This window comes from Chromobacterium sp. FG22, assembly GCF_057809415.1.
Genome location: NZ_JBMDJX010000001.1, coordinates 205,340 through 231,083, shown reverse-complemented (window position 1 = coordinate 231,083; position 25,744 = coordinate 205,340). Strand labels below are relative to the sequence as shown.

Here is a 25,744-nt window from a genome sequence, read left to right as displayed (position 1 = left end):
TCCGCCCATGACCCCCATCGCCGCCCTCTCTCTGGATTCGCTGACCGCCCAGGTCAGCGACATCACCCGCTCCGAGCACAATCTCGTGTCGCTGGACGATCGCCTGATCCAGGCCTTCTCGCAAAACGCCGTCGGCGTAGGCATGGAGAAGGACGCCATTCTGCAACGGCTGGAACAGCCGGGCCTGTTGAGCAATCCGGCCGTGCTGATGGAGCTGCAGCAGCGCACCTCCAATTACAACCTGGAGGTGTCCATGATCAGCACCCTCACCCGCAAGACCGTGGGCGCGGTAGAAAGCCTGCTGCGCTCATGATCCGCCATGGTTTCAAAGCCGTATTGCTGGCCTTGCTGCTGACCGGCTGCCAGCAGAAGGACTTGCTCAAAGGCCTGGATCAGCAGCAGGCCAATGAAGTGATCGCCGTCTTGCAGCGCCACAATATCGAGGCCGACAAGACCGACCGCGGCAAGACCGGCTTCAGCATCGCCGTAGCGCAGCCGGACTTCGCCGCCGCCGTGGACTGGCTGAAGGCCTACAACCTGCCGTCGCGGCCGCGGGTGGAAGTGGCGCAGATGTTCCCGGCGGATTCGCTGGTGTCCTCGCCGCGCGCTGAAAAGGCGCGGCTGTACTCCGCCATCGAGCAGCGGCTGGAGCAGTCGCTGCAAACCATGGACGGCGTGCTGTCCGCGCGCGTGCACGTCAGCTACGACCTGGACTCCGGCGAAGGCGGCCGCGCCGCCAAACCCATCCACCTGTCCGCGCTGGCGGTGTACGACCGCGACGTGGACCCAGAGCAAATGGTCAACGATATCAAGCGTTTCCTGAAGAACAGTTTCGCCGACATCGATTACGACAATATCTCGGTGGTGCTGTCGCGGCGCAGCGAGGCGCAGCAGCAGGCGCCCACCGCGCCGGCGGAAGAGCGCGGCTCCGGCCTGAGCTGGCTGATGGCCGGCGTGGCGCTGATCGCCCTCCTGGGCGCGGCGGCGGCCTGGCTGTGGCAGCGCCGCGCGCCCAAACCCGTCGCCGAGCCGCCGGCCGCCGAGCCGCAGGCCGGACATGAGTAGCCGGCCCGCGGCCCGCTCGCCGGCGCTGCAAGCGCTGCTGTACGACCCGCTGGCCTATCTGCACCCGCGGCGCTTGGCTCTGCCGCCGGCGCTGACCGCCTCCGCCGCCGCGCGCGCGGCGGCCAATGAGCTGCTGATCTCCGCCTATCGGCTGGACAGCGACTGCGCCGACGCCCAGTTGGACCCGCTGGCGCGGCAATGGCTGCGCCACTGGCGGCGCTTGCCGCAAACCGCCTATTTGCTGGGTTGCCACGCGCTGCGCGCCGGCCTGGGCTGGCAGGCGGGCCTGCTGCGGCTGCCGGACTGGGCGCAGGACTTCGCCGCCGTGGCGCTGCCGCCGGACGCCGCCGCCGCGCAGCGGCCGGCGCTCAGCCACGGCGCGCTGCTGCTGACCGGCTACGGCCGCCTGCAGGCCTGGCGCGAGCGTCTGCCGCGCCCCTTGGCGCAACGCTTGCCGCTGCAGTTCCCGCCGGAGGCCGACGCCGCGCCGCCGCAGCCGCCCGCCGACGCCCTGATTCTGACCTTGGCCCTACAACATGCCCAGAGACATCCCCACCTCCCGCCCTCCGACCGCCGCTGAAGGCGTGCTGGTGCGCCGCGGCCAGCTGCGCCGAGCCGAACGCGCCGATCAGCTGGAACGCGAGGCGCGACAACAGGCGCAGCGCGTGCTGCGCGACGCCGAGCGCCAGGCCGAAGCCCTGCGCCGGCAAGCCTGCCAGGACGGCTATCAGCAAGGCATGCTCGCCGCGCTGGAACACGCGGCCGCCCATCTGGCCGCCGGCCAGGCCATGGCCTGGAACTGGCGGGAGCGGCTGGAGCAAGAGGCCCGCGCCATGCTGAGCGCCGCCGTGGACCATCCGGACACCCTGCTGCTGCTGCTGGACGAATGGCTGCGCGGCCTGGATCAGCCGGACGCCACCCTCTATCTGCAGCTGCCCAAGCGCGCCCGCGCGCTGCAGCCGCAGTTGATGACGCTGCTGACGGAAAACTGGCCCGGCGCCATCCAGATCGACTATCACGCCGACACGCGCTTCATGATGCGCTGCGCGGACCAGGCGGCGGAATTCTCGCCGGAACAATACGTGGAGCCGGCCAGCCGCCAGTTGCTGCAATGCCTGGAGCCCTTGCCTCAGGACTGCCGCCGTTTGTCGGAGCAGGCGCTGCGCGGCTTGATCGCGCAACTGGAACAAGACTTGGCGGCCTTGACCGCCGCAGACAGGAGCCCGGAATGATCCCCTCGCTGACCCCTTCCGCCATCGGCCGCGCCGCCGCGGCCGGCGACGACATCGTCCCGCTGCAGCAACGGCTGCTGGCCGCGGCGCAAAACGCCGACGGCGCCGCGCCGCCGACGGAAACCCCGGCGACCGACGACGCCAAGCCAGTGGAGCCGCCGCCGCACAAATGGCCGGACTTCCAGTCCGACCCGTTGGCGGTGGCCTTCCTCGCGGCGCTGCGCCAGCTGTCGCCGCCGGCGTCCGACTCGCAAGAAGACAAACAGCGCTACGCCGACGCCGTCGGCAAGTTGCTGGGCGAATTCAAAGACCCGGCCACCGGCGAACTGGCCTTCACCACCTTGAAGCAGAAAAACGACATGATCCAGCGCACGCTGGAACAGATCGACGCCGCCTCGCCGCTGCACACCGCGCTGATGACCTCGCTGGTGGGCAATATCGGCGTTGCCGGCATGATGCAGCAATGGATGCAGGACGCCATCATGTCCGGCGGCGTGCCCAAGGAGATGGAGGACTGGTGATTCACACCGCGTCCCACAAGGCCCGCGCCGCCGCCGCGTGGTAGAAGGCGTCGCCGCTGCGCTGGAACTCGCGATGGCAGGCGTACACCAGCTTGATCACATGCTCGTTGCGCACGTTCAGCACGCGCTGCAGCAATAAGGGCCAGGCCGGCTGCGCGTCCGGCAGTTCCTCCGCCTCCAGCGCCGGCGCGCCGATGGACACATAGGCGACGCAAAAGGTCTGCCACAAAGCCGGGTACCAATCCTCCGCCGGCAAGCCGGGCAGATGCTCCAGCACGTCGCGCAGCGCCAGCGTCGCCGTCACCATGTGCAGCGCGGTGAAATTGTCGGTCTGCCAGTACACCCGCAGCGCCGCCCGCGCCAGCGCGTCCAGCCAGTCCGGCGTTTGCGGCGCGCCGGGCAAGGCGGCGGCGAAGCGCGGATCAGCCAACACCGCGTCGAAGCGATCGTGTATCCAGTAATCCGGGCTGTTCCAGCCGGCCAGCGCCCGCGACAGCCGCGCCAGCCCGTCCTCCGCCGAAGTCGCCGGCGCTTGCGCGTCCAGGCCGGCGGGCAGGCGCAGATAGCCGCTCAGATAATAGGCCAGCCCCGCCGCCGCTTCGCCGGCGTGGCCGGCGCGCAGGGCGAAGGCCAGCCGGATCAGCGGGTGGAAGGCGCCCCCGCCCGGCGAGAACGGCAGGCTGGCCAACACTTGCCGCGCGGTGTCCTCCACCCCGCGCGCCGCCACCCGCTCCTCCATCACCCGGAGCAGCGCCGGGAAGGCGTCCAGCCGCCCCAAGGCCGCGTCCCAGCGGCCCCAGCCGATATCGTATTCCACCGGCTCCGCCGGCTCGGCGCGCTCGCTCTCCCAGAAGTCGAAGAATGCCCGCAGCTGATGCGGCTCCGCCCCCATTTCCGCCAGCGCGGTCAGCGCCATCGGACAATGGTTGGTGGTGTCGCTGTGCATCAGCGAAAACTCATGGTTGGCGTCCAACAAGGCATGCAGTTCAGTGTGACGGCTTGGCGCGTTCATGGCGTCCTCCTTGAAAAATCCATGCGCTTACGATAAAAGTTAAAGTCAACTTTAAGTCAAGCGAGTCCGCGCATGCCCGTCGCCCCCATGGCCAAACCCTCTCCCTGGCTCAGCATAGGCGAGCTGGCGAGCCGTTCCGGCGTCGCCGCCAGCGCCCTGCGCTACTACGAAACCCAGGGCCTGCTGCACAGCGCCCGCTCCGCCGGCGGCCAACGCCGCTACCCGCGCGACGCGCTGCGCCGCGTCGCCTTCATCCGCGCGGCCCAGATCGTCGGCATCAGCCTGGACGACATCCGCGGTTCGCTGGCCGCGCTGCCCAGCCAGCGCACGCCGACCCCGCGCGACTGGGAGGCCTTGTCCGCGGACTGGCTGCCGCGTTTGCAGCAGCGCATAGACGAACTGACCCGGCTGCGCGACCGGCTGGGCAACTGCATAGGCTGCGGCTGCCTGTCGCTGAGCCAGTGCGCGCTGTACAACCCCAGCGACTGCGCGGCCAGCCTGGGCGACGGACCGCGTTACCTGATAGGCGAACCGCCGGCGGAAGCGCCGGGCCAACCACCAGGCTGAGAGTCTGTTCTAAAGTCTCGCGAGCTAGAGCGAGACAAGGCGTTGCGGCTGAGAACACGTGGTGCATGAGCATTTTGAGCTTGGTTTCAACGCCCATTTCTATCCATCCCGCCGACGCCCGGCAGATCGTAAACAGGTTCTGAGCGCTTCCTGAAAGCCGCTGTCGCAACGGCGCGGTGTAATAGCGCCCATTTCAACGCCACTGGAGCGCCACCATGCTATTGCCTCTCGGCTTTCCCTCCGTCCGGCCCAACGCCAGCCCCTCTCACGCCCCTGCCCAGGCCCCGGAGACCCCCGTCGCCCAGACCGGCAGCCTCAAGGGCAAGCCGGTGCGCATAGACGACAGCGCCGAAAGCCGCGGCAAAGCCCATGCGGTCTTGAGCGAATGCCTGTCCGACGTGCGCCGCTTCTTCCAGCCGCTGAGCGGCCGGGTCGCCCGCTTCTTCGGCGCGATCCCGGACTGGGTGCGCAAGCTGACGGGCCAGGCCAAGCCGGCCGCGGCCAGCGCGCCGCAAGCGCCCGTGTCTCCTCTCACCGTGTCGTTCGCCGCCAATTTCTGCCGCCTGTGCGACACGTTCCAGGCCAGCCTGGCGGATAAGCGCAATATGGACGGCGCCTTCCGCGTGCCGGCATCGCACGAGAAATTGCAGAACGTGAAACAACAGATGGCGAATGGAGAGATGGCGCCGGACTCGCTCAGCCACATTGAGATTGCCGCGCTAATCAAGGACACCCTGAAACAATTGCCGCTGCCCAGCGATCAAGACCTGCACGCGCTGCACGCCAGCGGCGCAGACGTCACCCGCCTGCACCGCGAGATGTTGTCGCAATTGCCGGAAGGGCCGCTCAAGCAGTGCGGAAGCGCGGCGATGCGCACCCTGGCCTTGAGCCATCGCCATGCCGACGCCGGCACCGGCAGCGCGTTCAGCAAAACCTCCATCGAGGTTTCCGCGCCGCTGTGGCAGATGACCGAGCTCCAACTGGCCAAGACCATGCCCGCGATTGGCGGAGCGCTGCTGCAAGGCTGGCTGGATGAGCCATCCGCCCCGGCGGGCCCGCAAGCCGCGCTGATGCAGGAGCTGCGCGCCAAGCTGAACGCCGGACAGTAAGCACCATGCCGCCGGCCGCCGCGCGCGGCCGGCTTCCCTTCCCTCATCCAAAAAAGAAAAACCATGTCCACGCCTTTCCAACACGCCGTCGCCCAGCTTTGCCAGTCTCTGTCCCTGCAGCCGCCGGAACGGATGGACGACAGTCTGTTCACCTTGCAAGTGGGCGAACACGCGGTGCACCTGAGCGAACAGCCGGCGCGCCAGTTGCTGATGTTCTGCTGCCTGTCGCCGCAACAGGCGCAAACGGACGCGCCGCCGCTGCGGCAGAATCTGTTCAGCGACGATCCGCTCAAGCCGGTGATCGGCCAATCCGAGCACAGCCAGGACTGGGTGCTGTGGAACCGCCAGCCGCTGGCCGATTGCGACGCCGCCGCGCTGCAGCGGCAGTTGGAGCGCATCAGCGATTGCGCCGAACAGTGCTGCCGCGCGCCGGAACCGGCGGCGTCGACCTTCGCGCCGCAGGCGCTGCGTCAGCGCCACGCCCGGCTGCATTGCTGAGCAGGACAAAACCCGCACGAAAACGGCTGAGGCCGCCGGCATACCCCAGTACGCCGGTCAAGCCTCGGCCGCGCTCAATCAACGGCAAGCGCCGCCTACAAGTCCACCACCGGGAAATCGATCTCGGTGCCGGCGATCAGATTGGCGTAATTGGTCAGCGTGTTCAGCGCCACCGCGGCGATCACCTCCACCAGCAGGCCGTCGTCGACGCCGGCGGCGCGCGCCGCGGCCAGGTCCTGATCGGACAACACGCCGCGCTGGCTGACGATTTGCCCGGTCAGCCTGGCGATCGCGGCGGTCTGCGCGTCGGCGGCCTGGCCGGCCCGCGCCGCCTGGATGTCGGCCTCGCTCAGGCCCGCGCCCTTGCTCATCAGGGTATGGGCGGACAGGCAGTACTGGCAGGCGTTGGCCTGAGCGGCCGCCAAGGCGATCACTTCGCGCTGGCGCGCGCTGAGCTTGCCCTTGGCCAGGGCTTCGGAGAAGCCCAGATAAGCGTTCAACACCGCCGGAGACTGGGCGAAGGTGGCGAACAGATTGGGCACCTTGCCCAGCTTGGCCTTGACGGCGTCCAGGGCGGCGCTCAGTTCCGGGCTGGCTTGATGGCGATCTACGGTGGGGATGCGGGGCATGATGGGCTCCTGACTCTCGAGTTGAACGACGATGGGGACTGCACAGAAGTCATCTTGCAATACAATCAGAAGCCTATCGTCTCGAAAACTTTGCAGATCGTATCGAAATGGACCTATTGACGCCCTTGCTGCAGCAAAGCGCCTTCTCCGCGCGCGTATTCCATCATGGCAATCTATGTCATCTGGCGGACTTCGACCCTGGCGCAATGGCCGGTCATCTGCATCTGCTCAAGGGCGGCCGCCTGCGCTGCACCTTGCGCGACGTCCTGGTGCTGGACACCGACCGCCCCTGCGCCTTGCTGTTTCCCCGCCCCAGCGCCCACATTCTGCTGCCGGAGGGCGAGCGCGGCGCCGACTTGGTCTGCGCCAAGCTGGACCTGGGCTTCCAGACCGGCGGGCCGCTGGCGCTGGCGCTGCCGGAATGCCTGGTGCTGTATCTGGACGATACGCCCAGCCTGCTGCCCACGCTGCGGCTGCTGTTCGACGAGGCCTTCTCCGAACGCTTCGCCCGCCAGGCGGCGCTGGACCGTTTGATGGAGTATTTCCTGATCCAGGCGATACGCGTGGTGATTGACGGCGGCCAGATCCACAGCGGCATCTTCGCCGCCATGTCCGACCCCAAATTGGCGCGCGCCGTCAACGCCATCCACGCGCGGCCGGAGCGCGGCTGGACCGTGGAACTGCTGGCGGAGCAGGCCGGCATGTCGCGCGCGCGTTTCGCCGCCCGCTTCCGGCAACAAGTCGGCCTCGCCCCGCTGGATTATCTGACCGACTGGCGGCTGGCCGTCGTCCGTCATCAGCTGCGCCAGGGCCAGCCGATCAAACGCATCGCCGCGCAAGTGGGCTACGCCAGCCCCGCCGCGCTCAGCCGGGTGTTTGCCCAGAGGCTGGGGCTGCCGCCCAGCGATTGGCTGAAGCGGCAAGCGGCCTCCTGAGCGGCCCGCGCGTGGAACTTTGGAATCCGCCCCCCCATCTGACTTCAGACCGCGCGGTCCAAGGGATGCCGCGCTGAATCCATCAAGGGAAACATCATGAACACACCACGCCTCGCCGGCGCCGCGCTGCTCTGCGCCGGCCTATTCAGTCTGCCCGTCCACGCCGCCACGCTGTGCACGCTGCTGGCCGACGCCAAAAGCGGCGACATCCTGCTGCGACAAGGCAGCTGCGAACAACGCTACACCCCGGCCTCCACGTTCAAGATTCCACTCAGCGTGATGGGCTTCGATTCCGGCTTCCTCAAGAGCGAACACCAGCCGGCCTTGCCCTACCGGGACGGCTATGTGGACTGGGGCGGCGACAACTGGAAACAGCCCACCGATCCGGTACGCTGGCTGAAGTATTCGGTGGTGTGGTATTCGCAGCAGATCGCCCAGTCGCTGGGCGAGGAGAAGCTAGGACGCTACGCCGACGCCTTCGGCTACGGCAACGCCGATTTCAGCGGCGACCCGGGCAAGCACAATGGACTGGAACGCGCCTGGATCGCCTCCTCGCTGCAGGTGTCGCCGCTGGAGCAACTGGCCTTCCTGCGCAAGCTGGTCAATCTTGAACTGCCGGTGTCCAAGCGCGCGCAGGAACTGACGATGAAGATCGTGGAAACCAGCGCGGCGGCGGACGGCTGGCAGGCGCACGGCAAGACCGGCATGGCCTATCCGCGCAAGGCGGACGGCGAGTTCGACGAGGAACACCCGTACGGCTGGTACGTGGGCTGGGCCAATAAGGGCGAACGCTCGCTGGTCTTCGTGCGCCTGATCCAGGACGACAAGAAGGAACCGGGCACCGCCGGCGTGCGCTCGCGCGCGGCCTTCCTGGAGGAATTGCCGGCGCTCGCCGCAGCGCCCGCCCCCGCTCAATCCATCAGCCGCTGATACAGATAGACCAGCACCCGCGCCAACTCCTGCGCGGTCTGCTCCTGGCCGGCGTTGCCGCTATGGCCGCCGGCCTCGGTTTCCAATAGCAGCGCGTCGTGGCCCAGCTCCCGCATCCGCGCCACCATCTTGCGCGCATGCGCCGGGTGCACGCGGTCGTCCTTGGCGCTGGTGGTGAACAGGGCCAGCGGATAGGCCAGATCGCCGCGCAGCCGGTGGTAGGGCGAATACGCCTCCAGCGCCGGCCGCTGCGCCGGGTCCTCCGGATCGCCGTATTCGTCTATCCAGCTGGCGCCGGCCAGCAGCTCGGTGTAGCGCAGCATGTCCAGCAGCGGCACTTCGCACACCACCGCGCCGAATAATTCCGGCCGCTGCGTCATGCAGGCGCCCACCAGCAGGCCGCCGTTGCTGCCGCCCTCTATGCCCAGCTTGGCCGGCGCGGTCAGGCCGCGCGCCACCATGTCTTCCGCCACCGCGATGAAGTCGTCGAAGCCCACTTGGCGGTTCACGCCCTGCGCCGCCTGGTGCCAGCCGGGGCCGAACTCGCCGCCGCCGCGGATGCAGGCCAGCGCGAAAGCGCCGCCGCGTTGCAGCCAGTGCGGGCCGAAGTTCTCCACGTAGTAAGGCATCATCGGCACTTCGAAGCCGCCGTAGCCGTACAGCAAGGTGGGCGTGGCGCCGTCCAGCGGCGCGTCGCGGCGGCGCACCACGAAATAGGGAATGCTTTCGCCGTCCGGCGCGCGCGCCTGCCATTGCTCGGCGACGAAGTCGGCCGGATCGAAAGCCTCCGGCTGACGACGCAGGCATTCCTGCTGGCCGCTGGCCACGTCCAGCCGGTACAGGCCGGTGGGGGTCAGGAAATCGCTGAAGCTGTAGCACAGGATATCGCTGTCCCAGGGCTGGTCGGCGAACTCGATCACCCCGCCGCTGGGCGTGGGCAGCGCGCGCTCGCGCCAGACGCCGTCGATCTTGTCGAAGGCCAGCAGCCGGCTCTTGACCTGGTCCAGCAGATTGACCACCACGCTGGCGCGGGTGGTCTCCACCGACTCCACCGCCAGCCGCGGCTGCGGCGCCACCAGCAATTGCGCGTCTATCCGTCCCTGCCGCAGCGGCTCCAGCGCCACCGCCAGCAAGGCGCCGGCCGGATAGCGGGCCCCGGCGGCGTCCCAATCCTCGGCCAGCTTGACGATCAGATCGCCGTGCAGATAGGCCTCCAGCTCCGCCTTGGGCGGCAAGGGCAGCGCGTGGGTTTCCAGCGCTTCGTCGATCAGATGGTAGGTCTTGCTGTAGAAGCTGTCCGAGCACTCGATCAGGTCCAGCGTCGCGCCGTCGGCGTCGAGGAAGCGCCAGGCGGCGACCATCATCGCGTCTTCGCCGGCGGAGAACACCTGGCTCCAGGCATGCCGCCCTTCCTCGCCGCGCTCCACCAGCCACACTTCGCGCGGATAGCCGGAACGGGTCAGCGGCGCGCCCGGCCAGCCGGGGCAGGCCCAGGCGCTGTCCGGATCGCGCCAGGCCACATGGCTCTTGCCTTCCGGAAAACTGAAACCGTCCGGCCGCCACGCGCCGGCGGCCAGATCGTATTCGCGCGCGATGCCGGCGTCGCCGCCGCCCGCGGTCAGGTGCACCATGGCTTGCAGCGGCGCCAGCGTGCAGTGGGACACCCCGTCCAGATACCAGTCCTCGCCGGCCTCGTCGGCCAGCGCGTCGATGTCCAGCACGGTCTGCCAGTCCTGCTCGGCGGCGCGGTAGGCCGCCAGCGTGCTGCGGCGGTAAATGCCGCGCGGATGGGCTTCGTCCTGGTGGAAGTTGTACAGCCAGCCCTCATGCTCGGCGCAGAACGGGATCTGGCGGGTATCGCGCAGATGGGCGAGGATTTCGTCGCGGAGGCCAGCGAAACGCGGGTCGGCGTCCAGCCGCGCCTGGGCGCGCGCGTTCTGCTCGGCCACCCATTCGGCGGCGGCGGGATCGTCCAGGTTTTCCAGCCAGGCATGGGGATCGAGGGCGTTATAGTCGGACATCGGCGTCATCACAATTGCGGATCAATGGCCGCGAGGTTAGCACCCCGCGCCGCCAACGCCAAATGCGCCATGCCCGCTGCGCCCGAAGTTCAGACCGCGCTGATCTCCACCCCCTCCCCCCGCAGCTGGCGACAGGCGTGCTCGGGGTCCAGCAGCGCTTCCCCCAGATAGACGCCGGCGGGCGGCGCGTCCGCCCCCAATAAATGCTCGATCTGCAAAACAGCGCCCAAGGCCGTCAGATGCGCTTGTCCCAAAGGGTCCGCCAGTTGCACGGTTTTTCCGCACGGCCTGCCGGCGGCGTCCTTGCCCTCGACGGCAATGCGGATGCGGTGAGCCGCGCCGGGCCCGGGGTTGTAGAGCAGCGCCTGCCGCGCGCTGTTGAACATCGGCCGCGACAGCAGCCGCCATACGCCGCTGCGCACCAGCACATGCAGCAAGGCGGTGGCTTTGCCGTCGTCGAAGCCGATGCGCGCATCCACCTGCGCGGCGCCGACGATGGCGGGCAGATTCGCTTGATCCGGGGTATCGAAACGGTAAACCCGATGGCGTCCGCCGACGCCGAAGTCCGCGACGCGGCCATCGAGAAAACCGCCGCGCTTGACCCACTTCCCCCCTTCCATGGTGTGGAACGGTTCGGACAGGCGGTCCATGTATGCGGTCGAATTCGGCCCCGCCTGATCCGCCATCGCGAACAGGATGTCGATGCCGACGCGCTCGACCTCGGCGACGGCCCTCGCCGCGTCGCGCGCCGCCAGGCTGGCCGCGCCGGCCATCCAGGCCGATGACAAGACCACCGGCGCGCGGGGAGGCCCGTAAGCGGCCGTCGTCAGCAAGGCCTGCTTCAGCCGCTCCGTCCAGCGGGTGACGTCAAGGTAGGCGTGACCTTGGGCCAGGGCCAGGCGCAACAGCCGGTCATGCGCATCGTTGACCAAGCCCACGATGAGCGCGCCCTGGAGAGATTCCGGCAGCGCCGGCGCGTTCACGTCCATCGCCATCGCCTCGGCGCCATATCGCTGCGCCACCGCCTGGGCCGCGTCGAGACGCCGGCCGGCGATGACGAGTTTGAGATCCGGCCTGCGCCGCGCCAGCAAGGACGCCACTTGCGCGCCCACCACGCCGCTGCCGCCGACAAGAACAACGCTGGAATAAGTCATGCCCACCTCAGTTTTGGTCAATTGACCAATATTAAAACATGAACTTGGTCGTTTGAACAATTAAACTGGCGCTTCAGCCATGCCGGACGATCACGAAGGAGGAAAGATGTCGGCCAAAGGAGAGGAAAGACGGGAAGCGATTCTACGCGCGGCGATGCGGGTGCTGACCCGCGACGGCGGGCAGGGCTTCCGCATGCGCGCCATCGCGGCGGAAGCCGGGGTGGGCATCAGCCATGTCCAGTACTACTTCAAGAATATCGACGCGGTGATGGAAGGCGTCATGGTTCGTTACCTGGAAGACTGGGATGAACTGATGCTGGACGCGCCCGCCAGCCTGGCCGGCGCGCTGGACTTTGTACTGGCGACCCAGCTTCAACACGGCGGCTGCGCCTTGCTCTGGGAGCTGTGGGCGCTGTCCAGCCGCAACGAGGCCGCCGATGCGGCGCTCAAGACCTTCTACGCCGGCTATACCGACCGGGTTTGCGCGCTGCTGCGCCGCGAGGCTCAGACGGACGCGCCCGACAGCGTCGTCAGGGAGCGCGCGGCGCTCATCGTCGCCTTGATCGAAGGCCTCTCCATCCTGCGCGGCAACGGCCGGGAGCAAACGCTGGCGCCGCAAGCCCAGCGCCATGCCGTAGACGCCGCGCTGGCCTTGGCGGCCTTGCCGCTGCCGCCTGCCAAGACCTAATCCGCGCTCCGCGCGGCGGCCTTGAAACGGGCGATCACCGCCGGCGCGGTGCCGCGGTTGAAGGCGGCGTACAGCGCGCTGTCCAGCTGCGCCAGCTTCATGCCGCGTCGCACCAGCGACGCGTCCAGCCCCAGGGACTTGAGCTTGCTGCGCATGCCTATCTCGGTGGCGGGCAGCAGATCGCAGCGGCCGGACACCAGCTTTTTGACGTTGATGCTGGAGTCCGAGGTCGGGTCCAGTCTTGGAAAACCTTCTTCCTTCAAGTACTCCTGCCGGTAATCCCCCAGCACCACGCACACCGAATAGCGCTTGGCCGCCGCCAGCGTCGGCGCCTGGATGTCGCGTCGCGACGCCAGCTGATAAAAATACACGTCGGAATCCAGCAGCTTGACGGCGAAGTCCAGATGTTTAAGCCGCTCCCGGGTCTTGGCGATGGGAAAGATCGCCGCGCCCGGCCGGGTCTTGGCCTCCTCGTAGGCGCGCGCCCACGGCACCGTTTCAATCCGCGACGGCGGCAGGCCGAGCTTGCCCAGGATCGCCAGGACCGGCGCCACCGCCAGCCCGCCGCTGATCCGGCCGTCCGGCCCCAGTTCCACATAGGGCGGATCGCCGCTGCTGAACAAGCGCACTTCGTCCAGAGCCCCCGCCGGGGCCCCGCCGCAGGCCAGCGCGGCGCAGCAGGCGCCCAGCCATTGTTTCATTCCGCCTCCCTTTTCCACGCCGCAGCTGCTTATTTATAGCCGCCGGGCCTCGGTTCAGTCGGACAGCACCCGTTGCAGCGTCTCCACCAGCCGGTCCAGGTCCTCGCGTCTCACCTGCCAATGGGTGACGATGCGCATCAGGCCGCCTTCGGGCGGATTGGCCTTGACCCCGGCCTGGCGCAACGCGGCCATCAGTTCAGCCACGTCGATGTCGGCGGTGAAACGGAACCACACCATATTGATGTGCACGTCCTCCAGCCTCACCTCGACGCAGGGCAGCGCCGCCAGCCGCTCGGCCAGGTAGCGGGCGTTGGCGTGGTCGTCCTTGAGCCGGTCCACCATCTCGTTCAGCGCCACGATGCCGGGCGCGGCGATCACCCCCGCCTGGCGCATGCCGCCGCCCAGCAGCTTGCGGTTGCGGCGCGCGCGGGCAATAAAATCGGCGCTGCCGGCCAGAATGGAGCCCACCGGCGCGGCCAGGCCCTTGGACAGACAGAACATCACCGTGTCGGCGTATTGGGCGATCTCGCGCGCCTCGCAGCCCAGATGGGCGGCGGCGTTGAAGATGCGCGCGCCGTCCAGATGCACCGGCACCTGGTGGCGGCGCGCCACTTCCGCGCTGGCGGCCATCGCCGCCAAGGGAATCACGCGGCCGTTGCAGTGCGCGTTCTCCAGACAGATCAAGCCGGTGCGCGGCCAGTGGATGTCCTCGCCGACGCGGATGCGCTGCTCTATCGCCTCCGGCGCCATCACCCCGTCCACGCCGGCGACGGCGCGCAACTGCACGCCGCCTATCACCGCCGCGCCGCCGGTTTCGTGCCAGACGATGTGGCAGCTCTCTTCCAGAATCACCTCGTCGCCGCGCTGGCAGTGGGTGAAGATGGCCAGTTGGTTGCCGAAATTGCCGGTGGGCACGAACAGCGCCGCCTCCTTGCCCAGCTTCTCCGCGGCCAACTGTTCCAGCGCTTGCACCGTGGGATCGTCGCCGTAGACGTCGTCGCCCACCTCGGCGTTGAACATCGCCTCGCGCATCGCCGGCGTCGGCTGGGTCACGGTATCGCTGCGCACATCAATCCATTGCATGATCAACTCCTTCTCTTAAGGGGAAATCTCGGGGTCTTGCCGCGGCAAGGTCAGATAGGCGGCCAAGGCCGCCGCGACGCAGCGCGTCAGTTCCGCCTCGTCCGGCGCGTCTTCCAGCGCCAGGCCGTGTATCAGGCTGTCCGCCATCCGCAGCAGGCGCGGCGCGCGCTCGGCGGGCAGGCCGCGAGCGGCCAGCCACTCGGCCACGCAGTCCAGCAGCGCCGCGTCCAAGGGATTGTCCGCCGGCGGCGGGTCGAACTGCGGCCACTCCCGTTCCAATACCCGATGCAGCCCGGGCGCGGCCAGATGCAGGCGCAGGCAGGCGGACACTAGGCTCTCCAGCTGCGCCGGCCACGGCAGGCCGGCGCTCAGCCGCAAGGCCTCCCGCACCGTGGCCAGGGTTTCCTCGCCGTGGCGGCGGTGCAGGGCCGCCACCAGCGCCTGCTTGTTGGGGAAGTACTGGTACAAGGAGCCGATGCCGACGCCGGCCAGCTCCGCCGCCTTATTGGTGCTCAGTCCGGCGTAGCCGTCGCGCTCCAGAATGCGAGCCGCCGCCTCCAGAATGGCTGCCACCACATGGCGGGAGCGGGCTTGGCTGGGCTGTTTGCGGGCTTGCGGAATCATGGGCATGCGGCGGTCCGTAAGGGAGGAAGGCTTGCGCCGCCGTCATGGGGCCGACAGCAAAAAGACGGCGGCAAACGCTTAGCAAAACACGAGTTTTACCCGCTGACAAGGGCGGATACATTGAAAGCGTCGCCCATCCTCAATGAAAGCGGAACCATGAGCCAAAGCTACGCCTTCTTCGCGCTGCTGCGCGTCCACCCCAACTGGCTGCGCCTGAGCCGGCCGGAACGCCGCCGGTTCGAAGCGGAAACCCTGAAGCCGATCTACGCGCGCTATCCGGCGGTGCGCATGCGCTGGTTCGACACCGAGGCCTTCACCGCCTGTTGCAGCGATATCGCGCTGTTCGAAACCGAATCGATCAAGGATTTCTATTATCTGATCGACGCGCTGCGCGACAGCCCGCTCCTCACCGAGCCCTATTTCGAATTCGTCGACATCCTGCCGGCGGTGGAGGACGGTTTCCGCGACTACGACGCGCAGTTGTCCACAGGCGGATCATAGGCCGCTTAGCCTGCCGGCCAATACAAACGGCGACCTTGCGGTCGCCGTGTCGCTGCTGCGGGAGGCCGGGTTATGCCCGGCGAGTCCGGCCCGAAACGGCCGGCGGGGATACTCTCAGATTGTCAGCAGTGGCTTAATGGATTCGATAAGATTGCTTGATCTCGCTTACGCGGCGCTCGGCCTGTTGAACGGTCAGCGGGCTCATGGCCACATGGGCGCCGCAATGGCAGCGCAACACGCTGTCGGGATGCAGGGACTTGAGATGATGGCGGATTTCATGGCCGCATTCCTCGCAGGCGACCACGACGGTGGCGTTGTAATGCTTGTCCAGATCAATATCGAATCTTTGCTGCTTCATGGGAATCTCCCTTGCTGTGACAAAGGCCGGCCAGCCAGAGGAAGAGCAGGAAGCCCTTCATGACAGACCTGAAGAGAAGGATAGCTCCGCCGGCGAAAGGTTCCCAGCAATCAGCCACTTAACTGTAGTTTTTTTGACCGCGGGCAAGCCTCGCGCCCACGGCCGCCGCACTGGTCAGCAAGCGGGGCTTGCAGTATCCTTCGCCGATTTGATTGTTGACGATTGCAGCCATGGACACCCACAACGCAGATCTGGAACGCCGCTTCGGCGGCATCGCCCGTCTCTACGGGCCTGAGGCGCTGGCCCGCTTTCAGGCCGCCCACGTTTGCGTGGTCGGCGTCGGCGGCGTCGGCTCCTGGGCGGTGGAAGCGCTGGCGCGCAGCGCCGTCGGCAAGCTGACCCTGATAGACCTGGACAATGTGGCCGAGTCCAACACCAATCGCCAGTTGCCGGCGCTGGACCCCAATTACGGCATGGCCAAGGTCAGCGCGCTGGCCGAACGCGTGCGCGCGATCAATCCGGCCTGCGAGGTGATCGAGATCGAAGACTTCGTCACCGAAGACAATCTGGAACAGCTGCTGGGCCGGGACTACGACTTCATCATCGACTGCATAGACAGCCTGCGCATCAAGACCGCGATGGCGGCCTGGTGCGCGCGCCGCCGCCAGCCCTTCATCGTATCCGGCGGCGCCGGCGGCCAGACCGATCCCACGCTGATCCGGGTGGCGGACCTGGGCGAGGTCACTTACGACCCGCTGCTGTCCAAGCTGCGCTACAACCTGCGCCGTCATCACCAGTTCAGCCGCGAAGCCGGCAAGAAGCTGCACGTTCCCTGCGTGTTCTCCACCGAACAACTGATCTATCCGGACACGGAGCAGCAGGCTTGCGACGCCGCGGAGCCGCGCGGCCCGCAGGGTCTGTCCTGCGCCGGCTTCGGCGCGGCGATGACGGTGACCGCCAGCTTCGGCCTGGTGGCGGTGGCGCAGGCCTTGAAGCACTTGGCCAAGCCGCCCAAGATCAAGCGCGGCTAACGCGGCGTAAACCCGGGCAGAGAGCTCAAGACAACGACAATTCGATGGCCGCTTGCACGATGGGCCTGGCCCAGACGGGAGTGGCGGCCAAGGCGGCAAAATCGTCCACCCCTGGCGACACCATCCGGCCATTGACGGTTTCCAACACCAGTACCGGGTCCGGAATCTCCTGCCCCGGCGCCGCTTCAGCGCTATTGTCGAATACTTGCAGCCGGGCCAGTCTCGGCAATAAGCGGATCAGATTAAGACGCGAGCTGACCCAGCGCTCGTGAATCTTGTGCTCCGGGATGTCGTGGCCCCCATGGGCGACACGCAAGCCTACCCGCGCAATGTGTCGTTCCGGCGAGTCCAGGCCGCAAAACAACATCATGACATTGTGACTGCCTGCCGCTGCGGCGAGCATGTCCGCCATCGTCCGGCCTCCCAGCGTGGTTTCGAACGCAAAGTTGCGGCCCTCGCGGATGGCGGCCTCCAGCCGGGAGCGGCCGTATTCCCACGCCTGCCCACTGGCCTTGTCCAGGTCCAAACCCAGTTGTCTGACCAGTTCGCGCGCATAACTGTCCGGGTTGTACCAGGACAAGCCGTGCTCGGCCAGCAGGCTGCCGCCCACCGAACTCTTGCCTGCGCCGTTCACGCCGGCAAGCACTAGGATGAAGGGACGCGCGGCGGCGGCGATCAAAACGCGTCGCCGGCCTTGGGCCGCGAGCCTAACTTGCCCTGGGCCTTGAACAGACTATCGACGTTTTGTGCCGTGCCCGCTTGTTGCAATTGGGCCAGCCGAGCATCGAAGCGCTGATTCAGCGCGTCCAACGCCGCTTGCTCGCGCTGCTTCAGCGCCTGAATGGCACCCTCCAGCCGCCGGTAGGTGGCGGCGTCCAGCAACACCATCTCCACGGTCGAATGGTTGGTAACAGCCACGCTGCCCTGTTGATGAACCAGGCGCACGACCTCCCCCCATTTATTTTTGACCTGAGAGGCGTTTTGACGCGGCAAAGCGTCCAAGCTGGGCAATTCCGTAATCATCGCAGCCCCACCGGGAAAATAATGACGATAAGGCAATAATAGCCCCAATCTAAAAAAATGTCTTTTTTAGCCATTTTCACCGGCCATATGTGGCTAACACGCTCAAAGAAGCCGTTCGCGATCTGGCGAGCCAAGGCGAAACCAGGCGCTGCGGCTAAGAAAGCGCAGGATGCACACGCTACAAGTCGCACTCGCCGTGCGACGGCTCGCGACGCGCGGCACGTTTTGAACAGCGGCTGACGCGGCCATGAAAAAAGCACCGCCTAGGCGGTGCTTTTTTCATGTGCGGGCGGATGCCGCTTACATGCTCTGGATCTGTTTTTCCAGTTTCACCGCGCGGTCGCCCGGCGCCGGGTGGCTGGACAGCAGGCTGCTGTCGTTGCCGTACAGATCGGCCAGCTTGCGCAGCGCGGCCGGACCGCCTTGAACGTTGTAGTTGTGACGCTTGAGGAAGCCCACCGAGTAGCCGTCGGCGTCGCTTTCCTGAGACTGGGAGAACTGCGCGTTCACCACGGCTTCGGCGAAGCCGCCGAGCTCGGATTCGGACAAGCTGCTGGCGACGCTGTTGCCGCTGCCGGCCGCGCCCTTGCGCGCCGCGGAAGTGGCGTAGGCCAGTTGCATGGCTTTCTTGGTGTGGCCCAGTTTCACATGGCCGATTTCATGACCGATGACGAAGCGCACTTCGTCGTCGTTCATCTTGTCCATCAGGCCGCTGTACACGCGTACGGTGCCGTCGGCCATTGCGAAGGCGTTGACTTCCTTGGTCAGATAAACCTTGAAGTTCAGCTTGGTGCCGTCTTCGCTGTCCAGGCCCTTAACCATCTTGGCCAGGCGCTTGGAATAGGCGTTGGAGGCCGGAGCCACCTTGTTTTTCTTGTCCATCACAACGCTGGATTCGGCGGCCATGGCTTTGACGTCGGCGTCGCTGAGGGTGGCGGACTTCACCAGGTCGGAGCCGGCGCTGATCATGGAGCCCAGATCGAAAGCGTGCACCGGGGCGGAAAGGCAAGCAGCAGCCAGAACGGTCAGAGCGAATTTTTTCATTGTGTCAGTCTCATTTAATTTACAAATTCAATTTACAAATAAAGCAGACGGATGCTATCCGCTTTGCCTTCTCTTGAAAAGCGATTGGCATAACTCCCACCCATTGCCGATTCACGCCCCCTCAGACCTTATCGCCGACAAGCCCTTGCCAACGCAAAGGTTTTTCCGGAACCGCTCTAGACCGGCGGCGAAGCGGGCTGCGAATGGTTGTCGCGGCGACGCAACGCATCCGAACCATTGGCGGACGCGCCCCGCAGCGCCGGACATGCGTGATCTTGCAATTCCTCGACCGAGGCGCGGTTGGCGCCGATCAGACTGGCGCGGCTGCTCAGCAGAATGAAACCGTCGCGGCCGTCGGCCAGCCGCGTCGCCACCAGCGCCAGGCCGTAGCGGCCCATGTCCAGGCCGGCCTCCGGCTGTCCGGCCGCCAGCGCCTTGAACGGGTCCACCTCCGGGCCGCCGTCGGCCTTGGCCGCCACCGCGCGCGCCCAGTAGGCGTGGCCCTGCAGCTCCACCGGCAACTCGCGCCACTCCTCGCTCAGGCTGTCCTTCAGATCCTCCAGCTGCTGACGCACGGTGGCGTCGGTGCAGGAGATGTGGATGTGCAACTGATTCTGGGTGCGTCCGTACTGGGAATTGATGGTCAGCGACAGCAGTTCGCGCGGAATCGGCCGGCCGTAGCGCTGCTCCAGAAAGCCGCGCGCGCGCCAGGCCGCCCCCCAGTAATCCGGCGCGCGCTCGCTCAGCAGCTCCGGGCTTTCGATGCCGCTGACGCGGGCGGTGGGAATCAACAGGTATTGCAGCCAGCCGTTGCGGTCTTTCAGCACCGCGTAGCCGCCAGCCTCGCCGCTGCCCGGCTCCACCGCGGCGCAGGGCGCCGGCTGGCCGCTCGCCTGCTGATTGGGCAGGCATTGCCGGCTGACGATGTTCCACAAGGCGTCGGAATCGGCCCACAACAGCGCCGAGTACCCCAAGGCCAGCGCGGCCAACAGGCCGGTGGCGATTTTGAGCGTGGTTTTCATGTTTGGATTTTTGCTTGATGCCACTCCGCCACTATAGCGAAGGCCGGGCCCGGACATGAAAAAACCGCCCCTAGGGGCGGTTTGGCGCGGGACAGGGTCCGGCTCAGGCCAGCAGGCAGGAAGACTGACTCTGCTCGCTGACGCGGCGCAGCGGCGTGGCCTGCTGAGCGCAGCGCGTCTCCGCCTGCGGGCAACGGGTGCGGAACACGCAGCCGGACGGCGGATTGATCGGGCTGGGCAGGTCGCCTTGCAGGATCTGGATCACCTTGTTCTTTTCCAGCTTCGGGTCCGGGATGGGAATCGCCGACAGCAAGGCGCGGGTGTACGGGTGCGACGGCGCGTCGTACAAGGCGGACTTTTCCGCCAGCTCCATTTCGCGGCCCAGATACATCACTAGGATGCGGTCGGAGATGTGCTTGACCACGGCCAGATCGTGGGCGATGAAGATCAGCGCCAGCCCCATCTCACGCTGCAACTCCTTGAGCAGGTTGATGATCTGCGCCTGGATGGACACGTCCAGCGCCGACACCGGCTCGTCGCAGATGATGAGCTTGGGCTCCAGGATCAGCGCGCGGGCAATGCCGATGCGCTGGCACTGGCCGCCGGAGAACTCGTGCGGATAGCGGTTGATCATCTGCTCGCGCAGACCCACCTTGGCCATCATCGCCTTGACCCGGCGCATCACTTCCTCCGGACCCAGCTCCGGCTTGTGCACGCGCAGCGGCTCGCCGATGATGTGGGCCACCGTCATCCGCGGATTAAGCGAGGCCAGCGGATCCTGGAAGATCATCTGGATGTCCTTGCGCACCGCCAGCCAGTCCTTGTCGCTGCCCTTGCGCAAATCCTTGCCCATCCAGACGATTTCGCCGTCGGTGGCGGGAATCAGATTCAGGATGGCGCGGCTGAGCGTGGACTTGCCGCAGCCGGATTCGCCCACCACGCCCAGGGTTTCCCCGGCGTAGAGGTCAAAACTGACGCCGTCCACCGCTTTCAGGGTTTTCTTGGGGCTCCACGGCCAACTGTCGTTGCCCTTGACCTGGAAGTGCACTTTGACGTCGCGCACCGAAAGAATGGCCTGTTTGGCTTGTTCAGACATGGGCCACCTCCTGGGCTGCTTGCGCCAGCTCGACGGCCGGCTTGTGACAGGCGCGGATCACCTGCGGGTTGTGGCTGCTGGCCTGCAGCAGCGGCAGTTCGTCGGCGCAGCGCTCGGTGCTGTGCTGGCAACGTTCGGAGAACGGGCAGCCCTTGGGCATGTGCGCCATATTGGGCGGATTGCCGGGAATGCTGACCAGCTCGCTGCCGTCGTGGTCCAGCCGCGGCAGCGCGCCCAGCAGGCCGATGGTGTAAGGATGGCTGGGGTGGTAGAAGATGCTGTCGGCGTCGCCGTATTCCATCACCCGGCCGCCGTACATCACCATCACTTTTTCGCACAGGCCGGCCACCACGCCCAAGTCGTGGGTGATCATGATGATGGAGGTGCCGAAGTCCCGCTGCAGGTCTTTCAGCAGGGTCAGGATCTGCGCCTGCACCGTCACGTCCAGCGCGGTGGTGGGTTCGTCGGCGATCAAGACCTCCGGTTCGCACAGCAGCGCCATCGCAATCATCACGCGCTGGCGCATGCCGCCGGAGAACTCATGCGGATACATGTCCACGCGGCGCGCCGCTTCCGGAATGCGCACCGCTTCCAAGAGTTCGATCGCGCGCTTCTTGGCCGCGCGCCGGCTCATGCCCTTGTGCAGCTCCAGCACCTCGGTCATCTGCCGCTCCACCGTCAGGTAGGGGTTCAGCGAGGTCATCGGATCCTGGAAGATCATGGACACGCGGTCGCCGCGGATGGCGTTCAGTTCCGGCGCGCCCATCTTCAGCAGGTCTTTGCCGTGGAACAGCACTTCGCCGCTGGTGGAGCCGTTGCGGGCCAGCAGGCCCATGATGGACAGCACGGTCTGGCTCTTGCCGGAACCGGACTCGCCGACGATGCCCAGGGTCTGCCCCTTGTCCAGTTCGAAGCTGACGCCGTTGACGGCGTTGACCATGCCGTCGTTGGTCTGGAACTGGACCCCGAGATTACTGACTTTCAAAATGCTCATAGTGGTTCTACCTCGGGCTCATCGATCTTTCGGGTCCAGCGCGTCGCGCAGGCCGTCGCCGATATAGTTGGCGCAGTACAAGGTCAGCGACAACATTCCGGCGGGGAACAACAGCTGCCAGGGCTGGGTTTCCATGGTCTTGGTGCCGTCGCCGATCAACACCCCCCAGCTGGTCATCGGCTCTTGCACGCCCAGGCCCAGGAAGGACAACACGGATTCGGTCAGAATCACGCCCGGCACCGTTACCGTAGTGTAGATCACCACGATGCCCAGCAGATTGGGCACGATGTGGCGGGCGATGATGGTGGCGGTGGACACGCCGATGGCGCGCGCGGCCTCCACATACTCCTTGGACTTGATCGACAGCGTCTGGCCGCGCACCACGCGCGCCATGTCCATCCAGCCCAGGATGGTGATGGTCAGCACCACCAGATAGAACTCGCGGCCCAGCAGGGTCACCATCAGGATGGCGATCAGCAGATAGGGCACTGCGTACATCATGTCCACGATGCGCATCATCAGATTGTCTATCTTGCCGCCGAGGAAGCCGGCGCTGGCTCCCCAGAGCACGCCGATGATCACCGCGGCGACGGTGGCCAGCGCGCCCACCATCAGCGAGATGCGGCCGCCTATCAGGGTGCGCACCAGCAGGTCGCGGCCCAGGTCGTCGGTGCCGAACCAGTGCATGCCCTGCCAGGTGGGCGCCAGGCTGATGGCGTCCCAGTCGGTGTCGTCATAGGTATGGGGCAGGAACATCGGCCCGAAAATACAGGCCAGCACGATCAGCGACAGGATGATCAGGCTGACCACAGCCGCGCGGTTGCGGAAAAAGCGGATGCGCGCGTCGCGCCACGGGCTGCGGCCCTCTACGGCGGCGTCGTCCAGACGGGTCTCCAGCGCGATCGCCGCTTGCTTCTGTTTGCTTCTCAACATGGGAAATCCTTCGCGGTCACGCGCGTCAATAGCGAATCTTGGGATCGAGGAAGGCGTAAGCCAGATCGACCAGCAGATTGAGCAGCACGGCAATCACCGTCACCAGCACCACCAGGCCCAGCACCAGCGTGTAGTCGCGGTTGGCCGCGCCGTTGACGATGAGCTTGCCCAGGCCGGGCAGGGAGAAGATGGACTCGGTGACCACGGCGGAGGTGATGGAGGAGATGGTCAACGGCCCCAGCAAGGTCACCACCGGCATCAGCGCCGGCTTCAAGGCGTGGCGGACGATGATGGTGCGCATCGGCAGGCCCTTGGCGCGCGCGGTGCGGATGAAGTTGCTGCCCAGCACCTCGATCAGGCTGCCGCGCATCACCCGGCCTATGGTGGCCACGTTGATGAAGGTCAGCAGCGCCACCGGCAAGATCATGAAGCGCGGATCGAAATCGTTCCAGCCGCCGGACGGCAGCCATTGCAGGGTGACGGCGAAGATCAGCACCAGCACCGGACCGATGATGAAGGACGGGAAAGCGCTGCCCATATTGCTGATCAGCATCACCAGGTAATCCACCGCGCTGTTCTGACGCAACGCGGCGACGATGCCCAGCGCCACGCCTATCACCAGCGAAATCAGGATGGCGCTGCCGCCTATCGCCGCCGACACCGGCAGCGCCTTGGCCACCAGATCGTTGACGCTCCAGTCCGAATAACGGAAGGAGGCGCCCAGATCGCCTTGCAGCAGGCTCTTCAGGTAATACAGGTATTGCTGCCACAGGGGCAGGTCGAGATGGTATTTGGCCTGCAGATTGGCCAATACCGCCTCGGAAACTTTGCGCTCCCCGTCAAAGGGGCCGCCAGGGGTCATGTGCAGCAGCAGATAACAGACGGTGATGACGGCCAACACGGTGGGGATCGTCAACAGCACGCGTCGTAAGGTGTAGGACCACATTGCAAATTACTCCGACTCGCCGCGCCCGCCGCGCCGGCGCGATGCGCGGGCTGCGGACGGACCAACGGCGATTGACACCGACAGTCACGGGCGGGCGGCGCCGTCAGCGACGGCCGCCCGCTCAACACAGGGGTTGCCCCCGTTTCCAGATCAGGGCCGAACGCGCGTCCGCCCGCACGCCTCCGGTCCCCTGCGGGACGGGAGGCGTTCAGGGCGTCGGCGCGAGGCCGGCGATCAATGCTGGATGATGTAGAGTTCCTTGCTGCGGTAGCGATCCACCGGGTTCTTCAGCGAGTAGCCGCCCACATACGGTTTCACCAGGCGCGGCAGCGTGTACTGCAGCACCGGGATCATCGGGTAGTCGTCCATCGCCAGCTTGGTGGCCTGAGTCAGCAATTGGGTGCGCTTGGCTTGATCGGTGCTTTCATTGCCCTGCTTGATCAACTCTTCCGCTTTCTTGTTGCAGTTGAAGTTGTCGTTCTGGGTATTGCCGCACTGGACCAGCGCCAGGAAGGTGGTGGCGTCGTTATAGTCGGCCAGCCAGCCGTTGCGCGCCACCTGGTAGTCGCCGTCGTGGCGTTTCTTCAGGAAGACCTTGAACTCCATGTTTTCCATGGAGGTGTTGAAGCCCAGCTTGCTCTTCCACTCGGAGGCCACGAAGATGGCCATCTTCTTGTGGTAGTCGCTGGTGTTGTAGGACAGCTTGAGCGTGGTGCCCGGCTTGACGCCGGCCTGGGCCAGCAGCTTCTTGGCCTCGTCCACGCGCTTGGCCATCGGCCATTGCGCCCAGTCGTAGCTGGTCGGCAGGCCGCCGTGCACGCCCTTGACCATCACGCTATAGGACGGCAGCTGGCCGTCGCCGGTGATTTTCTTGGCCATCAGGTCGCGGTCCACCACCATGGACAGCGCCTTGCGCACGCGCACGTCCTTCAGCAGCGGATCCTTGTTGTTCAGGCTGTAATAGCGCAGACCCAGGATGGTGGAGGTTTTCAGATCCTTGGGCATGGCGCTCTTGAGCTTGTCGAAGCTGCCCGGCGGGATCTCGTAAGTCATGTCGGTCTGACCGGACTGGTACAGCTTCTGGTCGGCGTTCTGATCTTCGATGGGCAGGAAGCTGACGCGGGTCAGCTGCACGCTCTTGGCGTTCCAGTACTGCGCGTTCTTCTCGATCACCACCTTGCTGTTGACTTGCCAGTCTTTCAGCACGAAGGGGCCGTTGCTGACCATCTTGCCCGGCTTGACCCAGTCCTTGCCGAACTTGTCGATCACCGCCTTGGGCGCCGGGCCCAGCTGGGCGTTGGACATCAGTTCCGGCAGGTAGGACACCGGGAAGGCGGTGTCCACTTGCACGGTGTATTTGTCCAGCGCCTTGACGCCGATGGCGGTCACCGGCTTCTTGCCGGCCACGATGGCCTCGCCGTTCAGGAAGAAGATGCCGAAGGTGCCGGCGTAGGGAGCGGCCAGCTTGGGGTCCACCAGGCGGCGGATGCCGTAGACGAAGTCGTCGGCGGTGACGCCGCTGCCGTCGGACCATTTGGCGTTCTTGCGCAGCTTGAACACCCAGGTGGTGGGCGCGGTCTGTTTCCAGGACTCGGCCACGCCGGGCTGCAGCCTGCCTTCGTTGTCGGTGGCGGTCAGGCCTTCGAACAAGTCGTGGGTGATGATGTTGGCGGGCACGCCCTCCACCACCATGGGATCCAGCGATTCCGGTTCGGAGCCGTTGGAGCGCACCAGTTCCTGCTTGGCGGCCAGCTTGGTGCCCGGCGGCACAATGGCGGCCAGGGCCGCGCCGGAAGTCAGGGCCAGCGCCACGGCGGCCGTGATTGTCTGTAGCGATTTTTTATCAGCCATCTCGCCTACTCTCCTAAGTATTGCCGCTCCCGTCGACTATCGCGGGGCGATCAGAATCTTCACTCGATTGTATCCAGAGTGGTTGGCGGCCATTATGCGCTGAGGATTTTGAATACTTCAAGTGCTAAGCACGGCGCGACGGCGGGCGATTTAACGTTTTTGTCGCAAATTGACTA

At 66.2% G+C, this 25,744-nt stretch carries 30 protein-coding genes; 13 read left to right on the top strand and 17 right to left on the bottom strand.

Features of this window, described 5'->3' with window-relative positions:
- Nucleotides 1-7 precede the first annotated feature (7 nt).
- Genes sctI through ACODSD_RS01115 form a run of 5 tightly spaced genes read left to right on the top strand, consistent with a single transcriptional unit; the run spans nt 8 to nt 2,818 of the window.
- A complete protein-coding gene (gene sctI / locus ACODSD_RS01135; RefSeq protein ID WP_166454395.1) occupies nt 8-313 on the top strand; it encodes a type III secretion system inner rod subunit SctI in 306 nt (101 codons plus the stop codon).
- On the top strand, nt 310-1,065 hold the full coding sequence (locus ACODSD_RS01130; protein ID WP_107800845.1) for an EscJ/YscJ/HrcJ family type III secretion inner membrane ring protein: 756 nt from the start codon (nt 310-312) through the stop codon (nt 1,063-1,065). The genes sctI and ACODSD_RS01130 overlap by 4 nt, the downstream gene beginning before the upstream one ends.
- Nucleotides 1,058-1,645 carry a type III secretion apparatus protein OrgA/MxiK gene (locus tag ACODSD_RS01125; protein ID WP_488876607.1) on the top strand — a complete coding sequence of 196 codons (588 nt, stop codon included), beginning with the start codon at nt 1,058-1,060 and terminating at the stop codon, nt 1,643-1,645. Before ACODSD_RS01130 ends, ACODSD_RS01125 begins: the two co-directional genes overlap by 8 nt.
- Nucleotides 1,602-2,297, top strand: a complete 696-nt coding sequence (locus ACODSD_RS01120; protein ID WP_227105414.1) for a hypothetical protein — start codon at nt 1,602-1,604, stop codon at nt 2,295-2,297. The genes ACODSD_RS01125 and ACODSD_RS01120 overlap by 44 nt, the downstream gene beginning before the upstream one ends.
- Entirely contained in the window at nt 2,294-2,818 is a 525-nt protein-coding gene (locus tag ACODSD_RS01115) for a hypothetical protein (protein ID WP_235086007.1), read from the top strand. Before ACODSD_RS01120 ends, ACODSD_RS01115 begins: the two co-directional genes overlap by 4 nt.
- 1 nt (nt 2,819) lies before the next feature.
- On the opposite strand, the gene ACODSD_RS01110 is transcribed toward ACODSD_RS01115, so the two are convergent.
- The gene (locus tag ACODSD_RS01110) at nt 2,820-3,830 is read right to left on the bottom strand and encodes a questin oxidase family protein (RefSeq protein ID WP_488876606.1); all 1,011 of its coding nucleotides are present in this window, start codon (nt 3,828-3,830) and stop codon (nt 2,820-2,822) included.
- 72 nt (nt 3,831-3,902) lie between these two features.
- Here ACODSD_RS01110 and soxR point away from each other — a divergent pair, with 72 nt between their 5' ends.
- The 3 genes from soxR to ACODSD_RS01095 all read left to right on the top strand — a co-directional run bounded on the left by soxR (nt 3,903) and on the right by ACODSD_RS01095 (nt 6,004).
- Nucleotides 3,903-4,397 carry a redox-sensitive transcriptional activator SoxR gene (soxR, locus tag ACODSD_RS01105; protein WP_488876605.1) on the top strand — a complete coding sequence of 165 codons (495 nt, stop codon included), beginning with the start codon at nt 3,903-3,905 and terminating at the stop codon, nt 4,395-4,397.
- 215 nt (nt 4,398-4,612) lie between these two features.
- The gene (locus ACODSD_RS01100) at nt 4,613-5,506 is read left to right on the top strand and encodes a hypothetical protein (protein WP_488876604.1); all 894 of its coding nucleotides are present in this window, start codon (nt 4,613-4,615) and stop codon (nt 5,504-5,506) included.
- 63 nt (nt 5,507-5,569) lie between these two features.
- Entirely contained in the window at nt 5,570-6,004 is a 435-nt protein-coding gene (locus ACODSD_RS01095) for a CesT family type III secretion system chaperone (RefSeq protein WP_227105424.1), read from the top strand.
- 95 nt (nt 6,005-6,099) lie between these two features.
- Here ACODSD_RS01095 and ACODSD_RS01090 read toward each other — a convergent pair whose 3' ends face one another.
- Nucleotides 6,100-6,633, bottom strand: a complete 534-nt coding sequence (locus ACODSD_RS01090; protein ID WP_486636043.1) for a carboxymuconolactone decarboxylase family protein — start codon at nt 6,631-6,633, stop codon at nt 6,100-6,102.
- Between the two features lie 107 nt (nt 6,634-6,740).
- On the opposite strand from ACODSD_RS01090, the gene ACODSD_RS01085 reads away from it, so the two are divergent.
- Both ACODSD_RS01085 and blaOXA read left to right on the top strand, forming a co-directional pair.
- A complete protein-coding gene (locus tag ACODSD_RS01085) occupies nt 6,741-7,568 on the top strand; it encodes a helix-turn-helix domain-containing protein (protein WP_235085996.1) in 828 nt (275 codons plus the stop codon).
- A gap of 96 nt (nt 7,569-7,664) precedes the next feature.
- A complete protein-coding gene (gene blaOXA / locus ACODSD_RS01080; protein ID WP_488876603.1) occupies nt 7,665-8,498 on the top strand; it encodes a class D beta-lactamase in 834 nt (277 codons plus the stop codon).
- Here blaOXA and ACODSD_RS01075 read toward each other — a convergent pair.
- Together ACODSD_RS01075 and ACODSD_RS01070 are read right to left on the bottom strand one after the other, a co-directional pair.
- A complete protein-coding gene (locus tag ACODSD_RS01075) occupies nt 8,480-10,528 on the bottom strand; it encodes a prolyl oligopeptidase family serine peptidase (RefSeq protein WP_488876602.1) in 2,049 nt (682 codons plus the stop codon). The genes blaOXA and ACODSD_RS01075 overlap by 19 nt on opposite strands.
- Before the next feature lie 80 nt (nt 10,529-10,608).
- Nucleotides 10,609-11,673 (bottom strand): saccharopine dehydrogenase NADP-binding domain-containing protein, encoded by a 1,065-nt coding sequence (locus ACODSD_RS01070; RefSeq protein WP_488876601.1) that lies wholly within the window; start codon nt 11,671-11,673, stop codon nt 10,609-10,611.
- Between the two features lie 106 nt (nt 11,674-11,779).
- Here ACODSD_RS01070 and ACODSD_RS01065 point away from each other — a divergent pair, with 106 nt between their 5' ends.
- Nucleotides 11,780-12,361 (top strand): TetR/AcrR family transcriptional regulator, encoded by a 582-nt coding sequence (locus tag ACODSD_RS01065; protein ID WP_227105435.1) that lies wholly within the window; start codon nt 11,780-11,782, stop codon nt 12,359-12,361.
- Here the strand turns inward: ACODSD_RS01065 and ACODSD_RS01060 are convergent.
- Genes ACODSD_RS01060 through ACODSD_RS01050 form a run of 3 tightly spaced genes read right to left on the bottom strand, consistent with a single transcriptional unit; the run spans nt 12,358 to nt 14,775 of the window.
- Nucleotides 12,358-13,062, bottom strand: coding sequence for a substrate-binding periplasmic protein (locus ACODSD_RS01060; protein ID WP_227105436.1), 705 nt, complete (start codon nt 13,060-13,062; stop codon nt 12,358-12,360). The two genes, ACODSD_RS01065 and ACODSD_RS01060, sit on opposite strands and share 4 nt — an antisense overlap.
- A gap of 54 nt (nt 13,063-13,116) precedes the next feature.
- Nucleotides 13,117-14,145 carry a low-specificity L-threonine aldolase gene (gene ltaE / locus ACODSD_RS01055; protein WP_107800859.1) on the bottom strand — a complete coding sequence of 343 codons (1,029 nt, stop codon included), beginning with the start codon at nt 14,143-14,145 and terminating at the stop codon, nt 13,117-13,119.
- A 15-nt stretch (nt 14,146-14,160) separates the two neighbouring features.
- On the bottom strand, nt 14,161-14,775 hold the full coding sequence (locus tag ACODSD_RS01050; protein WP_107800860.1) for a TetR/AcrR family transcriptional regulator: 615 nt from the start codon (nt 14,773-14,775) through the stop codon (nt 14,161-14,163).
- A gap of 150 nt (nt 14,776-14,925) precedes the next feature.
- On the opposite strand from ACODSD_RS01050, the gene ACODSD_RS01045 reads away from it, so the two are divergent.
- A complete protein-coding gene (locus ACODSD_RS01045; RefSeq protein WP_488876600.1) occupies nt 14,926-15,270 on the top strand; it encodes a darcynin family protein in 345 nt (114 codons plus the stop codon).
- Nucleotides 15,271-15,403: 133 nt separating this feature from the next.
- Here the strand turns inward: ACODSD_RS01045 and ACODSD_RS01040 are convergent, their stop codons facing one another.
- Nucleotides 15,404-15,628 carry a hypothetical protein gene (locus ACODSD_RS01040; protein ID WP_048413080.1) on the bottom strand — a complete coding sequence of 75 codons (225 nt, stop codon included), beginning with the start codon at nt 15,626-15,628 and terminating at the stop codon, nt 15,404-15,406.
- A 230-nt stretch (nt 15,629-15,858) separates the two neighbouring features.
- Here ACODSD_RS01040 and tcdA point away from each other — a divergent pair, with 230 nt between their 5' ends.
- Nucleotides 15,859-16,659 (top strand): tRNA cyclic N6-threonylcarbamoyladenosine(37) synthase TcdA, encoded by an 801-nt coding sequence (tcdA, locus tag ACODSD_RS01035; RefSeq protein ID WP_488876599.1) that lies wholly within the window; start codon nt 15,859-15,861, stop codon nt 16,657-16,659.
- 25 nt (nt 16,660-16,684) lie between these two features.
- Here the strand turns inward: tcdA and ACODSD_RS01030 are convergent, their stop codons facing one another.
- The 9 genes from ACODSD_RS01030 to ACODSD_RS00990 form a co-directional block, all read right to left on the bottom strand.
- Complete coding sequence (locus tag ACODSD_RS01030; protein WP_488876598.1) at nt 16,685-17,338, bottom strand: ATPase; 654 nt, start codon at nt 17,336-17,338, stop codon at nt 16,685-16,687.
- Nucleotides 17,335-17,661 carry a type II toxin-antitoxin system prevent-host-death family antitoxin gene (locus tag ACODSD_RS01025; protein ID WP_488876597.1) on the bottom strand — a complete coding sequence of 109 codons (327 nt, stop codon included), beginning with the start codon at nt 17,659-17,661 and terminating at the stop codon, nt 17,335-17,337. The genes ACODSD_RS01030 and ACODSD_RS01025 overlap by 4 nt, the downstream gene beginning before the upstream one ends.
- Before the next feature lie 321 nt (nt 17,662-17,982).
- Nucleotides 17,983-18,726 (bottom strand): M48 family metallopeptidase, encoded by a 744-nt coding sequence (locus tag ACODSD_RS01020; protein ID WP_107800865.1) that lies wholly within the window; start codon nt 18,724-18,726, stop codon nt 17,983-17,985.
- 176 nt (nt 18,727-18,902) lie between these two features.
- The gene (locus ACODSD_RS01015; RefSeq protein ID WP_488876596.1) at nt 18,903-19,748 is read right to left on the bottom strand and encodes a CDP-diacylglycerol diphosphatase; all 846 of its coding nucleotides are present in this window, start codon (nt 19,746-19,748) and stop codon (nt 18,903-18,905) included.
- A 103-nt stretch (nt 19,749-19,851) separates the two neighbouring features.
- Nucleotides 19,852-20,844, bottom strand: coding sequence for a murein tripeptide/oligopeptide ABC transporter ATP binding protein OppF (gene oppF, locus ACODSD_RS01010; protein ID WP_107800867.1), 993 nt, complete (start codon nt 20,842-20,844; stop codon nt 19,852-19,854).
- On the bottom strand, nt 20,837-21,838 hold the full coding sequence (locus ACODSD_RS01005; RefSeq protein WP_107800868.1) for an ABC transporter ATP-binding protein: 1,002 nt from the start codon (nt 21,836-21,838) through the stop codon (nt 20,837-20,839). The genes oppF and ACODSD_RS01005 overlap by 8 nt, the downstream gene beginning before the upstream one ends.
- 18 nt (nt 21,839-21,856) lie before the next feature.
- Nucleotides 21,857-22,771, bottom strand: coding sequence for an ABC transporter permease subunit (locus ACODSD_RS01000; RefSeq protein ID WP_081575942.1), 915 nt, complete (start codon nt 22,769-22,771; stop codon nt 21,857-21,859).
- A 25-nt stretch (nt 22,772-22,796) separates the two neighbouring features.
- Nucleotides 22,797-23,717 (bottom strand): oligopeptide ABC transporter permease OppB, encoded by a 921-nt coding sequence (oppB, locus tag ACODSD_RS00995; RefSeq protein WP_227105445.1) that lies wholly within the window; start codon nt 23,715-23,717, stop codon nt 22,797-22,799.
- Between the two features lie 234 nt (nt 23,718-23,951).
- Nucleotides 23,952-25,568, bottom strand: a complete 1,617-nt coding sequence (locus ACODSD_RS00990; RefSeq protein WP_107800870.1) for a peptide ABC transporter substrate-binding protein — start codon at nt 25,566-25,568, stop codon at nt 23,952-23,954.
- Between the last annotated feature and the right edge of the window lie 176 nt (nt 25,569-25,744).

Bases quoted from the DNA above. Each gene is read 5' to 3' on its own strand.
- sctI (WP_166454395.1), top strand. From the start codon at position 8: ATGACCCCCATCGCCGCCCTCTCTCTGGATTCGCTGACCGCCCAGGTC.
- ACODSD_RS01130 (WP_107800845.1), top strand. From the start codon at position 310: ATGATCCGCCATGGTTTCAAAGCCGTATTGCTGGCCTTGCTGCTGACC.
- ACODSD_RS01125 (WP_488876607.1), top strand. From the start codon at position 1,058: ATGAGTAGCCGGCCCGCGGCCCGCTCGCCGGCGCTGCAAGCGCTGCTG.
- ACODSD_RS01120 (WP_227105414.1), top strand. From the start codon at position 1,602: ATGCCCAGAGACATCCCCACCTCCCGCCCTCCGACCGCCGCTGAAGGC.
- ACODSD_RS01115 (WP_235086007.1), top strand. From the start codon at position 2,294: ATGATCCCCTCGCTGACCCCTTCCGCCATCGGCCGCGCCGCCGCGGCC.
- ACODSD_RS01110 (WP_488876606.1), bottom strand. From the start codon at position 3,830: ATGAACGCGCCAAGCCGTCACACTGAACTGCATGCCTTGTTGGACGCC.
- soxR (WP_488876605.1), top strand. From the start codon at position 3,903: ATGCCCGTCGCCCCCATGGCCAAACCCTCTCCCTGGCTCAGCATAGGC.
- ACODSD_RS01100 (WP_488876604.1), top strand. From the start codon at position 4,613: ATGCTATTGCCTCTCGGCTTTCCCTCCGTCCGGCCCAACGCCAGCCCC.
- ACODSD_RS01095 (WP_227105424.1), top strand. From the start codon at position 5,570: ATGTCCACGCCTTTCCAACACGCCGTCGCCCAGCTTTGCCAGTCTCTG.
- ACODSD_RS01090 (WP_486636043.1), bottom strand. From the start codon at position 6,633: ATGCCCCGCATCCCCACCGTAGATCGCCATCAAGCCAGCCCGGAACTG.
- ACODSD_RS01085 (WP_235085996.1), top strand. From the start codon at position 6,741: ATGGACCTATTGACGCCCTTGCTGCAGCAAAGCGCCTTCTCCGCGCGC.
- blaOXA (WP_488876603.1), top strand. From the start codon at position 7,665: ATGAACACACCACGCCTCGCCGGCGCCGCGCTGCTCTGCGCCGGCCTA.
- ACODSD_RS01075 (WP_488876602.1), bottom strand. From the start codon at position 10,528: ATGACGCCGATGTCCGACTATAACGCCCTCGATCCCCATGCCTGGCTG.
- ACODSD_RS01070 (WP_488876601.1), bottom strand. From the start codon at position 11,673: ATGACTTATTCCAGCGTTGTTCTTGTCGGCGGCAGCGGCGTGGTGGGC.
- ACODSD_RS01065 (WP_227105435.1), top strand. From the start codon at position 11,780: ATGTCGGCCAAAGGAGAGGAAAGACGGGAAGCGATTCTACGCGCGGCG.
- ACODSD_RS01060 (WP_227105436.1), bottom strand. From the start codon at position 13,062: ATGAAACAATGGCTGGGCGCCTGCTGCGCCGCGCTGGCCTGCGGCGGG.
- ltaE (WP_107800859.1), bottom strand. From the start codon at position 14,145: ATGCAATGGATTGATGTGCGCAGCGATACCGTGACCCAGCCGACGCCG.
- ACODSD_RS01050 (WP_107800860.1), bottom strand. From the start codon at position 14,775: ATGCCCATGATTCCGCAAGCCCGCAAACAGCCCAGCCAAGCCCGCTCC.
- ACODSD_RS01045 (WP_488876600.1), top strand. From the start codon at position 14,926: ATGAGCCAAAGCTACGCCTTCTTCGCGCTGCTGCGCGTCCACCCCAAC.
- ACODSD_RS01040 (WP_048413080.1), bottom strand. From the start codon at position 15,628: ATGAAGCAGCAAAGATTCGATATTGATCTGGACAAGCATTACAACGCC.
- tcdA (WP_488876599.1), top strand. From the start codon at position 15,859: ATGGACACCCACAACGCAGATCTGGAACGCCGCTTCGGCGGCATCGCC.
- ACODSD_RS01020 (WP_107800865.1), bottom strand. From the start codon at position 18,726: ATGAAAAAATTCGCTCTGACCGTTCTGGCTGCTGCTTGCCTTTCCGCC.
- ACODSD_RS01015 (WP_488876596.1), bottom strand. From the start codon at position 19,748: ATGAAAACCACGCTCAAAATCGCCACCGGCCTGTTGGCCGCGCTGGCC.
- oppF (WP_107800867.1), bottom strand. From the start codon at position 20,844: ATGTCTGAACAAGCCAAACAGGCCATTCTTTCGGTGCGCGACGTCAAA.
- ACODSD_RS01005 (WP_107800868.1), bottom strand. From the start codon at position 21,838: ATGAGCATTTTGAAAGTCAGTAATCTCGGGGTCCAGTTCCAGACCAAC.
- ACODSD_RS01000 (WP_081575942.1), bottom strand. From the start codon at position 22,771: ATGTTGAGAAGCAAACAGAAGCAAGCGGCGATCGCGCTGGAGACCCGT.
- oppB (WP_227105445.1), bottom strand. From the start codon at position 23,717: ATGTGGTCCTACACCTTACGACGCGTGCTGTTGACGATCCCCACCGTG.
- ACODSD_RS00990 (WP_107800870.1), bottom strand. From the start codon at position 25,568: ATGGCTGATAAAAAATCGCTACAGACAATCACGGCCGCCGTGGCGCTG.